This window comes from Pseudonocardia sp. 2-7, assembly GCF_056341085.1.
In genome coordinates this window covers 4195143-4209193 of record NZ_CP094507.1, presented here as the reverse complement: position 1 = coordinate 4209193, position 14051 = coordinate 4195143, and the positions used below count along the sequence as shown (strand labels likewise).

At 74.0% G+C, this 14051-nt stretch carries 13 protein-coding genes; 11 read left to right on the top strand and 2 right to left on the bottom strand.

From position 1 onward, the window contains the following. Nucleotides 1-62: 62 nt before the first annotated feature. Both rfbB and MTO91_RS20260 read left to right on the top strand, forming a co-directional pair. The gene (gene rfbB / locus MTO91_RS20265) at nucleotides 63-1025 is read left to right on the top strand and encodes a dTDP-glucose 4,6-dehydratase (RefSeq protein WP_476652321.1); all 963 of its coding nucleotides are present in this window, start codon (nucleotides 63-65) and stop codon (nucleotides 1023-1025) included. Continuing rightward, nucleotides 1022-1621 (top strand): dTDP-4-dehydrorhamnose 3,5-epimerase family protein, encoded by a 600-nt coding sequence (locus MTO91_RS20260; protein ID WP_476652319.1) that lies wholly within the window; start codon nucleotides 1022-1024, stop codon nucleotides 1619-1621. Before rfbB ends, MTO91_RS20260 begins: the two co-directional genes overlap by 4 nt. Before the next feature lie 4 nt (nucleotides 1622-1625). Here the strand turns inward: MTO91_RS20260 and MTO91_RS20255 are convergent, their stop codons facing one another. Next, the gene (locus MTO91_RS20255; RefSeq protein ID WP_476652318.1) at nucleotides 1626-2294 is read right to left on the bottom strand and encodes a GPP34 family phosphoprotein; all 669 of its coding nucleotides are present in this window, start codon (nucleotides 2292-2294) and stop codon (nucleotides 1626-1628) included. A gap of 101 nt (nucleotides 2295-2395) precedes the next feature. On the opposite strand from MTO91_RS20255, the gene MTO91_RS20250 reads away from it, so the two are divergent. From MTO91_RS20250 to MTO91_RS20220, 7 genes are all read left to right on the top strand, one after another. Further along, on the top strand, nucleotides 2396-3745 hold the full coding sequence (locus tag MTO91_RS20250; protein ID WP_208622966.1) for a UDP-glucose dehydrogenase family protein: 1350 nt from the start codon (nucleotides 2396-2398) through the stop codon (nucleotides 3743-3745). A 51-nt stretch (nucleotides 3746-3796) separates the two neighbouring features. Then, on the top strand, nucleotides 3797-5227 hold the full coding sequence (locus MTO91_RS20245) for a DUF2252 domain-containing protein (protein ID WP_476652316.1): 1431 nt from the start codon (nucleotides 3797-3799) through the stop codon (nucleotides 5225-5227). An 11-nt stretch (nucleotides 5228-5238) separates the two neighbouring features. Next, a complete protein-coding gene (gene ctaJ / locus MTO91_RS20240; RefSeq protein WP_476652315.1) occupies nucleotides 5239-5493 on the top strand; it encodes an aa3-type cytochrome oxidase subunit CtaJ in 255 nt (84 codons plus the stop codon). Continuing rightward, entirely contained in the window at nucleotides 5480-5959 is a 480-nt protein-coding gene (locus MTO91_RS20235) for a DUF5130 family protein (RefSeq protein ID WP_208819790.1), read from the top strand. Before ctaJ ends, MTO91_RS20235 begins: the two co-directional genes overlap by 14 nt. Before the next feature lie 152 nt (nucleotides 5960-6111). Further along, complete coding sequence (locus tag MTO91_RS20230) at nucleotides 6112-6783, top strand: response regulator transcription factor (protein WP_405415678.1); 672 nt, start codon at nucleotides 6112-6114, stop codon at nucleotides 6781-6783. A 99-nt stretch (nucleotides 6784-6882) separates the two neighbouring features. Next, entirely contained in the window at nucleotides 6883-8439 is a 1557-nt protein-coding gene (locus tag MTO91_RS20225) for a sensor histidine kinase (RefSeq protein ID WP_476652314.1), read from the top strand. A gap of 118 nt (nucleotides 8440-8557) precedes the next feature. Continuing rightward, nucleotides 8558-8932, top strand: a complete 375-nt coding sequence (locus MTO91_RS20220; protein WP_405415682.1) for a hypothetical protein — start codon at nucleotides 8558-8560, stop codon at nucleotides 8930-8932. A gap of 63 nt (nucleotides 8933-8995) precedes the next feature. Here MTO91_RS20220 and pepN read toward each other — a convergent pair whose 3' ends face one another. Further along, nucleotides 8996-11602, bottom strand: a complete 2607-nt coding sequence (pepN, locus tag MTO91_RS20215) for an aminopeptidase N (protein ID WP_476652312.1) — start codon at nucleotides 11600-11602, stop codon at nucleotides 8996-8998. Nucleotides 11603-11706: 104 nt separating this feature from the next. Between pepN and MTO91_RS20210 the strand changes: the two genes are divergently transcribed. After that, on the top strand, nucleotides 11707-12333 hold the full coding sequence (locus MTO91_RS20210; RefSeq protein ID WP_073575559.1) for a mycothiol-dependent nitroreductase Rv2466c family protein: 627 nt from the start codon (nucleotides 11707-11709) through the stop codon (nucleotides 12331-12333). Between the two features lie 157 nt (nucleotides 12334-12490). Continuing rightward, a complete protein-coding gene (locus MTO91_RS20205) occupies nucleotides 12491-13951 on the top strand; it encodes a transglycosylase family protein (protein WP_476652310.1) in 1461 nt (486 codons plus the stop codon). The last annotated feature ends 100 nt before the right edge of the window (nucleotides 13952-14051 follow it).

Here is a 14051-nt window from a genome sequence, read left to right as displayed (position 1 = left end):
TCCCGATCGTCGGGGCCGACTCTGACACGCTGGCGGGGCCGGACAGTGAGCGGGGAGGGCACGTGCGCATCGTGGTGACCGGCGGGGCCGGGTTCATCGGGTCCTGTTTCGTCCGGGAGGTGCTGGGCGGGGAGCACCCCGAGCTGGCCGGGGCCGGGGTGACCGTGCTCGACGCGTTCACCTACGCCGGCCGGACCGAGAACCTCGCGCCCGTCGCCGACGACCCGCGGCTGACGGTCGAGCGCGGCGACATCCGTGACCCCCGGCGCGTCACCGAGGTGCTCGACGGCGGTGCCGACCTGCTCGTGCACTTCGCCGCCGAGACCCACGTGGACCGCTCCATCACCGGCGCCGCGGACTTCGTGACGACCAACGTCGTCGGCACCCAGGTCCTGCTGCAGGCCGCGCTCGACGCGGACGTCGGCCGGTTCGTGCACGTCTCCACCGACGAGGTGTACGGCTCGATCGCGTCGGGCTCGTGGCCCGAGACCCACCCGCTGGAGCCGAACTCGCCCTACAGCGCGGCGAAGGCGGGCAGCGACCTGCTGGCGCGCAGCTACCACCGCACCCACGGCCTGGACGTCGTCATCACGCGCTGCTCGAACAACTACGGGCCGTACCAGTTCCCGGAGAAGGTGGTCCCGCTGTTCACCACCCGGCTGCTCGACGGCGGCACCGTCCCGCTCTACGGCGACGGTCTCAACGTCCGTGACTGGCTGCACGTCTCCGACCACTGCCGCGGGATCGCCCTGGTCGCCACGGCGGGCCGCGCCGGGGAGGTGTACAACATCGGCGGCGGCACCGAGCTGACCAACCTGGACCTGACCCGCGCGCTGCTCGCCGCCGTCGGCGTGGGGGAGGACCGCATCGAGCGGGTCGCCGACCGCAAGGGGCACGACCGCCGCTACTCCGTGGACTGGTCGAAGATCCGCGACGAGCTCGGTTACACCCCCCGGGTGCCCTTCGACGAGGGCCTGGCCGCCACCGTGGCCTGGTACCGCGACCACCGGAGCTGGTGGGCGTGAAGGCGACCCCGCTGTCGATCGAGGGCGCCTGGCTGTTCGAGCCGACCACCTTCGCCGACCACCGCGGCTCGTTCACCGCGCCCTTCCAGGGACCGGCGTTCCGCGACGCGCTCGGGTTCGACCTGACCGTCGCCCAGACCAACCAGTCGGTGTCGGCGCGCGGGGTCGTGCGCGGCGTGCACTACGCCGACGTGCCGCCCGGGCAGGCCAAGTACCTGTACGTGGCCGCCGGCGCCGTCCGCGACGTCGTGGTGGACCTGCGGGTCGGGTCGCCGACGTTCGGGCGGGCCGAGGCCGTCGACCTCGACGCCGCCTCGATGCGGGCGGTCTACCTGTCCGAGGGGCTCGGGCACGCCTTCCAGGCGCTCGCCGACACCACCGTCGTCGGGTACCTGTGCTCGACGTCGTACACCCCGGCGGCCGAGCACGGGATCAGCCCGCTGGACCCGGCCCTCGCGCTGCCCTGGGCCGAGGGGGTCGAGCCGGTGCTGTCCGACAAGGACCGCGGCGCGCCGACCCTGGACGAGGCCCTCGCCGCGGGCGCCCTGCCGACCTGGGAGAGCTGCCGCGCCCGCCTGGCGGAGCTGCGCGGGTAGCGGCTCAGTTCCCGGCCCACCCGGACCGCACCGCGAAGTAGGCCCGGACGAACGGGTCCCGCGCCGCCCCTTCCGCGACGAGCGCCGCGCGGTGCTGCGCGACCCCGCGCGTCTGGGCGTCGATCTCCGGCGGCAGGACGTCACCGGCGAGGTCGGTGAGCCCCAGCAGCGCGAGCAGCAGGCCGTCGTGCCCGCCCGGCGCCGTCTCGGTGACCAGCAGCGACGCCAGCCGGGTGCGCAGCGCCCGGGCCGGCTCCGGGTCCTGCTCGGTGAGCAGCACCCGGCGGAACAGCCCGAACCGGCGGTACTCCTGCGCGGCGAGGACCCCGTCGGCGACCAGCTGCCCCACGGCGCCGCCCGCCGAGCCCGCCGGGGTCCGCGCGAGGTGTGCCGCGGTGGCGGCGACGGCGTGCGAGCCGGTGTCGGTGCCGTCCCGGGTCACCGCGGCCAGCGCCGCGGCCAGCGCGGGGTGGTCGGGCTCCCCGCCCGACGGCGTCACGGTGTCGCCGCCGTCGGGACCGTCCCCGCCGTCGAGGTGCAGTGCGCCGGCGTCGACCAGGTCGCGCACCAGCGCGACGGGCAGGACCCGCCCGTCGAACCGGTCACCGATCCGGCCGGTCGAGCGGTCGAGCCCCAGCAGGAGCAGTTCCTCGGCCAGCAGCAGGGTCCGCACGGCCGAGGACGTTAGTGCCGGCGCGACACCTCGGCGTCACCGGGACGCACACTGCCCGACGTCTGCGACGGCCCGTCCGGGGCGGCAGCTAACCTCCGGCCATGTCGGAGAACACCACCCCGCTGAAGCTGTCGGTCATCGGGTGCGGCTACCTCGGAGCCGTGCACGCGGCCTCGATGGCGGAGCTGGGCCACGAGGTCGTCGGTATCGAGGTCGACGTCGCGAAGGCGGAGTCGCTGGCCGCGGGCCGGGTCCCGTTCTTCGAGCCGGGCTTCGAGGAGCTGCTGCGCCGGTCGCTGGACTCGGGGCGGCTGTCGTTCTCCTCGGACATGGCCGACGCCCGGGGCGCCGCGGTGCACTTCGTGTGCGTCGGCACCCCGCAGCGGCGCGGCGAGTACGCCGCGGACCTGACCTACGTCGAGGCGGCGACGGCGTCGCTGATCGAGGTGCTGGGGCCTGGCGAGCTGGTCGTCGGCAAGTCCACGGTGCCGGTGGGCACGGCCGCCCGGCTGGCCGAGCAGGTCGCCGCCCGCGTGCCGGGTGCCGCGCTGGCGTGGAACCCCGAGTTCCTGCGCGAGGGCTACGCGGTGCAGGACACCCTGCACCCGGACCGGCTCGTCTACGGCGTCCCGTCGCTGTCCGGCGCGGACACCGCGGTGGACGCGGAGAAGGTCCTGGACACCGTCTACGCGCGGATCGTCGCCGACGGCACGCCGAAGGTCGTCACCGACTACGCCACCGCGGAGATGGTCAAGACCGCCGCGAACTCCTTCCTCGCCACCAAGATCTCCTTCATCAACGCGATGGCCGAGCTGTGCGAGGCCACCGGCGCCGACGTGAAGCAGCTCGCCGACGCGATCGGCCACGACGACCGGATCGGCCGCAAGTTCCTCAACGCCGGGCTCGGCTTCGGCGGCGGCTGCCTGCCCAAGGACATCCGGGCGTTCATGGCTCGCGCCGGCGAGCTGGGCGCCGATCAGGCGCTGACGTTCCTGCGCGAGGTCGACAACATCAACATGCGGCGCCGGATCCGGATGGTGGAGCTCGCCCGCCAGGTGTGCGACGACTCCCTGCTCGGCAAGCGGATCGCGGTGCTGGGCGCGGCGTTCAAGCCCGACTCCGACGACATCCGCGACTCCCCGGCGCTGAACGTGGCCGCGCAGCTGCAGCTGCAGGGCGCGAACGTCCGGGTGACCGACCCGCAGGCGCTGCCCAACGTGCGGCGGCACTGGTCGCAGCTGGACTGCGTCGACACCCCGGAGGAGGCCGCCGAGGGCGCCGACGCCGTCCTGCTGCTGACCGAGTGGAAGCAGTACCGCGAGCTCGACCCGGGCTCGTTCGGGAAGGTCGTGAAGACCCGCCGGGTGCTCGACGGCCGCAACGCCCTGGACCGCGAGGCGTGGGAGTCCGCGGGCTGGACCTACCGCGCGCTGGGCAGGCGCAACGTCTGAGGCCGGCCCGCCGCGCGGGCTCCGGGGCCCGCTGTGCGGTAGAACGCAGGCGTGACCTCGCACCCCGTCCTCGCCGGATCGGACCGCGCGGCGTTCGGCTCGCTGCAGCGCGCCTCCACGCCCCGCGCCGAGCGCTACCGCATCGGCAAGGGGCTGCGGAAGGTCGCGCCCCGGTCCGGGCTCGCCGAGTGGTCCGCGCAGCTGCGCCGGGCCGACCCGGTCGACGTCGTCGAGGCGCAGAACGCCGGGCGTGTGCACGAGCTCGTCCCGCTGCGGATCCAGCGGATGACCGCATCCCCGCACGCGTTCCTGCGCGGCGCCGCCGCCCTGCACGCCGCGGACTTCGCGGTGCTGCCCGAGACCGGCGTGCACCCCGTCATCTGCGGCGACGCCCACTTGGGCAACTTCGGCTTCTACGCCTCGCCCGAGCGTGACCTGGTCTTCGACCTCAACGACTTCGACGAGGCCCACCCCGGCGCCTGGGAGTGGGACCTGCGACGCCTGGTGTCCTCCACCTGGGTGGCCGGCCGGGACTCCGGCGCGACCGAGGAGCAGTGCGGCGAGGCCGTAGCCCGCTGTGTGACCTCCTACGCCGAGCACCTGCGCCACCTCGCCGACGAGCCGCTGCTCGCCCGCTCGTTCGACATCATGGACATCGACACCCTGCGCTCGGACGCCGACCACAAGACCTCGCGCCGGGTCATCGACAAGGCCGCCGAACGGGCGCGCCGGCGCACCAGCGACCGCGCGCTGCCCCGGTTCGTGACCGAGGAGGGCGGGGCGCGGCGGATCGTCACCGAGCCGCCGCTGATCACCCACCCCGACGACGAGCACACCGCGCGCATCCTGGCCGCCCTCGACGAGTACCTCGCGACGCTGCCGCCGCACTGGAGCCGGATCCTCGGCGGGTACCACGCCGTCGACGTCGCCCACAAGGTCGTCGGGGTCGGCTCGGTCGGGCTGCGCGCCTACCTCGTGCTCTGCGAGGGCTCCAGCCCCGACGACGTGCTGTTCCTGCAGCTCAAGCAGGCGCGCCGGTCGGTCGTCGCGCCGTTCGTGCACGGCGGCGAGGCCTGGCACGCCCACCAGGGCCAGCGGGTCGTGGAGTACCAGCAGGCCCTGCAGACCGTCTCCGACCCGCTCCTGGGCTGGACGACGATCAACGGCCGCCAGTACTACGTCCGCCAGTTCCGTGACATGAAGGGCGCGATCGTCCCGGACACCCTCGACGCCCCCGCGCTGGCCGACTACGCCGACGTCTGCGGCAGGCTGCTCGCCAAGGGGCACGCCCGCACCTCGGGGGCGTCGATGATCGCCGGCTACCTGGGGAAGGGCGGGAAGGTGGCCGCGGCGCTCGCGGCGTTCGCCAGGGCCTACGCCGACCAGACCGAAGCCGATCATGACGCGCTGGTCCGCGCGGTGCGGTCCGGGCGGCTGTCGGATCGGACACCTGAGCAGGTGCCGGGCACAGCGATCGGCTAGGTTCTGGCCCCGTGACCGTCGTCGAAACCCTGCTGGTCTTCGTGGTCGCGCCGGCCGTCCTGTACTTCGCGATCTGGGGCTGGATCGCGGTGCGGAACCGGAGCAACCGCCCCCGCTACAACGCGGGTGACCCCTGGCCGTACGAGCCGCTGTTCTGGATCGCCGAGCCGTCCGCCGCGGGGCACCACGCCGCGCACGCCGGACACGGCGACACCGCCCCGTCCGAGGGCGGCGACATCCGAGGAGGTACCGGTGGCAAGTGGTGACCTCGCCGTCTTCACCGGCAACGAGGAGGACCTGCCCGAGGGGTCGGTCGTCACGAACTCCGGTCGCCTGTCGGTGGCCGAGAACTTCGTCGAGCCGTCCGCGGCCGCGCACCCGTTCACCCCGGTGCAGCTGACCCGTCTGGACGAGGCCCTGTACCTGGCCAGCCGCGAGACCGGCCTGCGGTTCGCGCTGTACCTGGGCGACCTGGGTGCCGACGCGCGGGCCACCGCGGTCGATCTGCACGGACGCGTCGACGACCACGAGGACGCGGTGCTCGTCGCCGTGAGCCCCGAGCAGCGGCTGCTGGAGATCGTGACCGGCGCCGACGCGAAGGTCCGGCTCCCGGACCGCGGCGCCAAGCTCGCTCTCATGAGCATGGTCGCGTCCTTCAAGGAGGGCGATCTGTTCGGTGGAATCCTGTCCGGGCTGAGGATGCTGGCGGACCAGGCCGGCAGTCGTCCCTGAGCTGGGGATTCCCGTCCGGTGGACACCACGGGTGGACACCCGGGTGCGTCCGTGGACAGCGCCGCTCCCGCGTGTCCGTCACACGGGGGCGACCGCGATCGGCGCAACGGCTCTAAGGTGTCCCCCATGGTGCGCAGCGGGAGGACCGAGCGGTGACCGGCCCCACCGGCAGCCCGATCCTGATCGTCGACGACCACGAGCTGGTCGGGTCCGCCCTCGCCCTCAACCTGCGCGCCGAGGGCGAGGACGCCACCTTCCAGCCGGTCCGCTCCGCCGCCGCGGTGCTGGAGCACGCCCGGCGCGTCACACCCGGGCTGATCGTGCTCGACCTCGACCTGGGGCGTGACCCGGAGGGCAACCGCATCGACGGCGTCCGGCTCGTCGGCCCCCTCTGCGAGGCGGGCTGGCGGGTGGTGGTGCTGTCCGGCAGCTCCGACGCCGGCCGGGTCGGCGCCGCCCTGGACGCGGGTGGGTTCGTGTTCGTCCCCAAGAACGCGCCGTTCCCGGCGCTGCTCAGCGCCATCCGTGAGGCCCACGCCGGGCGCTCGATCATGCCGCCGGGCCGCCGCGAGCAGTTGATCCGGCTGCACCGCGACCGGGAGCACGAGCGTCGCGACCTGCACGAGAAGCTGGGCAGGCTGACCCAGCGCGAGCGCGAGGTCCTCGCCCTGCTGGCGGGCGGCAAGCGTGCACAGTCGGTGGCCGACCACTTCGTCGTCTCCCTGGCGACGGTCCGGACGCAGATCCGCGCGGTGCTGACCAAGCTGGAGGTCGGTTCCCAGCTGGAGGCCGTCGCCCTCTACCGCAAGGCCGCGGGTATCTGACCGTTCGGCCCACAACACGGCCCACCGAACGTCACCGAGAATGACGAGTCCTATTATCGCTTTCTCATCAGTCCGGCGACATCTCGGAGCGGAGGGGACGTGGCGTCCGGTTTCCTCGGCGTGCTCCTGGGCCCGCAGCGGCGGGCCCGGTTCCTGGTGGGACATCTGACCGACATGCTGGTCGTCGCGGTCCTGGCCGTCCTCGTGGTCGCCGTGAGCCGCCCCGCGGTCGTCGACGGCCGGGTCGACCTCTCCGACGCGACGGCGGTGCTCACCCTCGTCGCCGCCGCGGTCGGCTCGGCGGCGGCGATCGTCGCGCTGGTGACGGGGCGGCTGTCCGGGGACCCCCGTCCGTCGTGGTTCGGGGCGGCCCTCCTGCTCTACGGCGTCGTGCTCCTCCCGCTGTCCGCGCTGGTCCTGCCGCAGTACCCGGCGGGCACCCCGCGGCTGGCGGTGCTGACCATGTTCGTGATCAGCCTGTGCATCCTGGTCGCGGCACTGCGGCCGCCACGGGCGCTCGGGGCCTGGGGCGGCTGGGCGCTGGCCGCGCTCGCCCTCGTCATCGGCGGGGTCATCGCCTCGCAGGCGGAGAGCCCGTTCACCCGGATGCTGGCGACCTCGCCCCTCTACTCGATCGTGGTGCAGAGCGGCTGGGCGCTGGTCGCGGTGCTGTTCCTGCTCGACGGCTACTGGCGCCCGAGCCGGATCCGGGCCCGGATGGGGCTCGGCCTGCTGATCGTCGCGGTGTCCCAGCTGTACCGGGCGATCGTGCCCGGCCGGGAGCCGACGGCCGGCCTGGTCTACCCGTCGCTGCGGGTGCTCGGGATGGCCGTGGTGCTCACCGCGCTGCTGACCATGGCACTGCGGGCGGTGACCCGGATGCAGGACGACTACGACCAGCTCCAGGACACCCTCGGCGAGGCGTCGGCGCTGCTCGAACGGGCCACCGGCCAGACCGCCGAGCGCGACCACGAGCTGCGCAACGGCCTGGCGGGCCTGGCCGGGGCCGCGCAGCTGCTGACGACCCGCCCCGGCGACGACCCCCAGGTCGCCCGGATGCGGGAGGCGGTGCTGGCCGAGCTGAACCGGCTCCGCCAGATGCTGCAGACGCCGATCACCGTCGAGGACACGGTGACCGACCCGATGGTCGACGAACGCGACGCCGCCCTGCTCGACTACGGCCCGGCCTACGCCCCGGTCGTCCCGTCGCCGGGCGGGGACACCGCCGAGCACGACGTCGGGGAGGCCCTGCGCACCCTGGTGGACCTGCGCGACGGCCGCTGCATCACCCTCGACACCCAGGACGACCTGCCCCCGGTCGCCGCGCCCGAGTCGCTCACCCGCCAGGTCGTGACGAACCTGCTGGCCAACTGCGACCGGCACGCGCCCCGGACCCCGGTGGTGGTGCGGGCCCGCCTCGCCGACGAACCGGGCCTGGTCGCGGTCGAGGTCCGCGACCACGGCCCCGGCCTGCCCGACGGGCAGGAGCAGCTCGAGATCGTCCGCGGGCGGCACGACGAGGCCGCCGGCGGCTCCGGGCTCGGGCTGCACATCAGCGCCCAGCTCGCTCGGGAGCACGGCGGCACCCTGGTGCTCCGTACGGTGGACGAACCCCGCGGCTGTCTTGCCGTACTCACACTTCCGGTGGCCCGCTGATCGGGTGGCGACGTGTCCACGACCAGCCGTTCCGTCCACGGACGGTCTTTTCGTCGCCGCGAGCCATTCCCACGCGCCCCACGCGATCTCATACTGGGTGACGCAACGGCACGGTGCGATGACGCGATGGTCGTCCGCGCTGCCGTTCGCCGGCACGAAGGAGGTCACCATGGCGCACGAGAACGACGGCACCGACCGCAGGACCCCCGCCACCCCCGCGGCCGCGGTCCTGACACCGCCGACGGGCCTGGAGCCCGTCCCGGCGCTGCCCCGGCCGCGCACACCGTCCGAGCCGCGGACCCCGGCCGGTCCGCCCGCGCCCGTGGTCCCGCAGGTGGGACTGTGCACCTGCGGTCACCCGGAGGACCTGCACGACCACTACCGCCCGGGCACCGACTGCGGCAGCTGCGGACCGCGTGTCTGCGCGGGCTACCGCCCGGCCGACGAACCGGCGTCGACGAACCCGCTGCGGCGGTGGCTGCGCCGCCGCTGACCACACCCCGTCACACGAACGGCGCCCCGGGAGCACGGCTCCCGGGGCGCCGTCGTGCGTGGGTCAGGGCTGCTGGACCGCGGTGGTCCGCTCCGGGGCAGGGGTGGCCTGGCCGTCGAACTCACGGGCGGCCAGCGCGCGCACGATCCCGGCGCGCCCCTCGGACACGAGCCGGCGCAGCGACGCCGGCTTGGACTGGTCGGCGAGCCAGGCGTCCGCCGCCGCGACGGTCGGCTCCGCGACCGCCCAGGACGGGAACAGCCCGACGACGACGTTCTGCGCCAGCTCCGAGGTCCGGCGCGCCCACACGCCGTCGATCTCGTCGAAGTAGCGCTGGACGTAGCCGTCGAGCAGCCCGGGGCTCACCGTCGACAGTGCGGGGTGGGAGAACCCGGAGATCGCCGACTCGTTGATCGCGTTCGGCAGGGAGTCGTCGTGCACGGCGCGCTGCCACGCCCGCTCCTTGGCCTCCGCGGTCGGGATCAGCGCGCGGGCCCGCTCGGCCTGCCGCGCCCCGGTGGAGGTGGCGTCACGCTCGGCCTCCTCGGCGATCTCGGTCTCGCCGGCCTTCCCGTGCGCGACGAGCGCGTGCAGCAGCCGCCAGCGCAGGTCGGCGTCGACGGTCAGCCCCTTCGGCACGTCGACGTCGAGCAGCCAGCCCTTCATCCGGTCCAGGGTGTTCTCCGGCAGCACCGAGGCGGTCAGCGCGTTGACCACGGCCAGCTGGACGTCCGACCCGGGCGGGGCGGTGTCCAGGCGGAACCGCAGCGCGTCGGTCAGCAGCGGCCAGCCGCGGCCCTGCGCCCACTCCGGGGTGCAGTACGACGCCGTCGCGGTCTGGGCCTGCAGCAGCAGCCGCGCCGCGACGCCGATCTCGGACTCGGTGTCGAACCCGCCGGCGACCAGCGTGACGAAGTCACGGGCCTTCAGCTCGGCCTCACGGGTCATCTCCCACGCCGAGGACCAGCACAGCGTGCGCGGCAGCGACTCGGCGATGTCGCCGATCCGGTCCACCAGGGTCGCGAGCGAGCCCGGGTCCAGGCGCAGCGCGCAGTAGGTGAGGTCGTCGTCGTTGACCAGGACGAGCTTGCCGCGGGACAGCCCGACCAGCTCCGGGACGGCCGTGCGCTCGCCGGAGATGTCGAGCTCGACGCGGTGGGTGCGGACGAGCTTGCCGGTCTCCGGGTCATCGTCGTAGACGCCGACGGCGATCCGGTGCGTGCGCAGCTCACCGGCACCCGGCCGGGCACCGCCCTGCACGACGTCGAACGAGGTGAACGTCCCGGCCTCGTCGACCTGGAACGACGGGCGCAGCAGGTTCAGGCCGGTGGTGCGCAGCCACTGCGCCCCCCAGTCCGACAGGTCCCGGCCGGACGCCTTCTCCAGCGAGCCCAGCAGGTCGTCGAAGGTGGCGTTGCCCCACGCGTGGGCGGCGAAGTAGTCGCGCAGCCCGGCCAGGAACGGCTCCAGCCCGACGTAGGCGACGAGCTGCTTGAGCACCGACGCGCCCTTGGCGTAGGTGATGCCGTCGAAGTTGACCTCGACGGCCTGCAGGTCCGGGATGTCCGCGGCGATCGGGTGCGTCGAGGGCAGCTGGTCCTGCCGGTAGGCCCAGGACTTCTCGAGGTTCGCGAACGTCGTCCAGGCGCCCGTGTACTCGGTCGCCTCGGCCTGGCACAGCACCGACGCCCAGGTCGCGAACGACTCGTTGAGCCACAGGTCGTCCCACCAGCGCATGGTCACGAGGTCGCCGAACCACATGTGCGCCATCTCGTGCAGGATCGTCTCGGCGCGCCGCTCGTAGAGCGTGCGGGTCACCCGCGACCGGAAGACGTAGTCCTCCAGGAACGTGATCGCGCCGGCGTTCTCCATCGCGCCCGCGTTGAACTCGGGCACGAACAGCTGGTCGTACTTGCCGAACGGGTAGGTCACGCCGAAGTTGCGGTGGTAGAAGTCGAAGCCCTGCCGGGTCTCGGTGAAGATCCGCTCGTGGTCCATGTGCGGGGCCAGCGAGGCGCGGCAGAAGATTCCCAGCGGGATCTCGGCGTGCTCGTCGCGGTAGGTGTCGTGCCAGCTCGCGTACGGCCCGGCGATCAGCGCGACCAGGTAGGTCGAGAGGATCTCGGTCCGCTCGAAGCGGTGCACGCCGCCCTCGACCGTCGCCGGGGAGTTGGAGATGACCTTCCAGTCCTCCGGCGCGGTCACGGTGAGGGTGTAGCGGGCCTTGAGGTCGGGCTGGTCGAAGCAGGGGAACAGCCGCTTGCAGTCGGCCGTCTCGAACTGCGAGTACAGGTAGACGGCCTGGTCGACGGGGTCGACGAAGCGGTGCAGGCCCTCACCGGTGTTGGTGTAGAGCCCGGTCGCGACGATCGTCAGCTCGTTCTCCGCGGCGAGACCGGGCAGCGCGAGGCCGTCCTCCTCGGTCCACACGGCGGCATCGAGCTCGGTGCCGTTCAGCGTCGCCGAGGTGATGCCGTCGCCCACCCACTCGATCCACGTGCTCCCGCCGGGCTCGGCGGCGGTGAAGCGCACCGTGGTCGTCACCGCGAACGTCCGCTCGGAGGGGGCTCCGGCGCCGTCGGTCAGGTCGATCGTGACGTCGTAGGTGGAGACGTCGAGCAGCGCCGCGCGCTCCTCGGCCTGGGCACGGGTGAGGTTGGGCGGGGTCACGTCGTTCGGGGTCCTCTCGGGGGAGTGGTGTCGTCGGCATCCAATCACGGTGCCCGGGGCGCGGCCCGTGGAATCCGCGGCCGGTGCCCGGCGTTGCGCCGGGTATGACGACTCCTGCTGCCGACGGCCGTGCCCGCATCGACATCTGGTTCGACCCGCTGTGCCCCTGGGCGTGGCTGACCTCCCGCTGGGTGCTCGAGGTGGAGAAGGTGCGCGACGTCGACGTCACCTGGCACGTCATGAGCCTGTCCGTGCTGAACGAGGGCCGTGAGCTGCCCGAGCAGTATGTCGAGCTCATGTCGAAGGGCTGGGGCCCGGTGCGCGTGTGCATCGCCGCCGCCGAGCTGAAGGGCCCGGAGATCCTGGCGCCGCTCTACACCGCGCTCGGCGAGCGCATCCACAACCAGGGCAACAAGGACTTCGACGACGTCATCGCGGGCGCGCTGAAGGAGCTCGGCCTGCCGGAGTCGCTGGCCGAGGCCGCGCACTCCACCGAGTACGACGAGAAGCTGCGCGCCAGCCACCACGAGGGCATGGACCCGGTGGGCCTCGACGTGGGCACCCCGACCATCCACGTCGACGGCGTGGCGTTCTTCGGGCCGGTCATCTCCCGGGTCCCGAAGGGCGAGGACGCCGGCCGCCTGTTCGACGGCGCCCGGCTGCTGGCCGAGAACCCGCACTTCTTCGAGCTCAAGCGCACCCGCACCGAGGACCCGTCCTTCGACTACTGAGCCGGTGACGGCGTGATCGCCGCGATCGAGGGGGCCGGTGCCGGATGGGGCACCGGCCCCTCGCCCGTGACGGTCACCCGGCGGCGCCGCTCGCGATCGCGAACGGGATCGCCCGTTCGGCCGTGGCGGGCGCCGCGGGGGCGCACAGTGCCCGGCCGTGGACACCTGGTTCTCGCGGCGGACGACGTCGGTGCTCGGAGCGGTGGCGCTGGTCGCCGGGACGCTCGTGGGCGGGCAGCTCGCGGTCGGCGCCGTGCTGGACCTGGGCGCGCTCGCCGACGCGGTGCCCCGGACGGCGCTGAGCCCGTACTCCGACGGCGCGTTCACCGTGCGGGCCGCGGCGGTGGACAGCCGGGTCGACATCGCCGGGGCGGAGGACGGGTCCTACGTGCTCGGCCACACCCCGGCGGGCAGCGACGTGGTCCTCGACCTCGACCTGCTCTCCGGCGACACCGCGCGCCCGTGGTGGGTGCAGCCCGCGACCGGGACGACGCTGGAGCTGGCCCAGCTCGCGAGCTCGGGGATCGCCCGGTTCCCGGCCCCGCAGGGCCCGGGCGGCAGCCGCGACTGGGTCCTGGTCGTCGACGACGTCGCCGCCGGGTACGGCGCGCCCGACGCGGACGCCGTCGCACGGGCGGTGGGGGAGCGGGTGCGGTCCGCGGTGGCACGGGCGGGGTCCGGCCGGGGCTCCGCGGCGGAGGGTTCCGGTTCGGACGGCTCGGCCGGGGGACCGGGCCCGGCGGGCCCCTCCGGCGGGTCCGGCGACGGCGAGGGTTCCGGCGACGGCCGGGGCGCGGGTGACACGGCGGACGGTGGGGGCCGGGACGGCACGGGCAGCGGAGCCGACGACGCCCCGGACAGCGCCGGGCCGGACAGCGGCGCGGACGGCGACGCCTCGGACGACGACGGCTCGGACGGCGACGGTCCGACCGGCGGGGACGGCGGCACCGGTGGCGGGGGCGACGACGGCTCCCGCAGCGGCTCCCCGTCGGGCTCCGGCGGTTCCGGCCACCCCTCCGGCGGCAGCGCAGGTGACGGCCCGGCCTCGGGATCGGAGCCGGAGGACCGCGACTTCCGCGGGTCCGGCGGCGACGGCGCCCCGTCCGGCGGGAACGGTGGATCGTCCGATGGCGACGACTCCGCCGAGGGCGGCAGCGGCGGGTCCGGCAGCGACGAGGGCCGCGGCGACAAGGGCGACAAGGGCGACGAGGGCGACAAGGGCGACAAGGGGGACAGGGACCGCGGGGACGAGCCGGACGAGGACCGCGGGAACGGGAGCGGCGGGGGCGACGCCGACGCCCCGGCCCCCGCCCCGGAGCCGGAGGCGAAGAAGGAGCCGGCGCCGTCGTCGTCGGCGAAGGCGGCCGACGGCACCTGGGACGAGCTGGCGCAGTGCGAGTCCTCCGGCGACTGGTCCATCTCGACCGGGAACGGCTACCACGGTGGTCTGCAGTTCGACAAGGGCACCTGGAGCGACTTCGGCGGCACGGCCTACGCCCCCACCGCCGACGGCGCCACGAAGGAGCAGCAGATCGAGATCGCGACCAAGGTCCGCGACGCCCGCGGCGGTTACGGATCGTGGCCGGCATGTGCCAACAAGTTGGGCCTTCCGAGGTGATCGATGGTCCTGTGGTGTGGCGTACGGTCGCTGGCTGCGCGACCGGTGGTCGCGTAGGGTCCGTGGTCCCTCTCCCGGTCGTTCGCAGCACCTGCCCTGC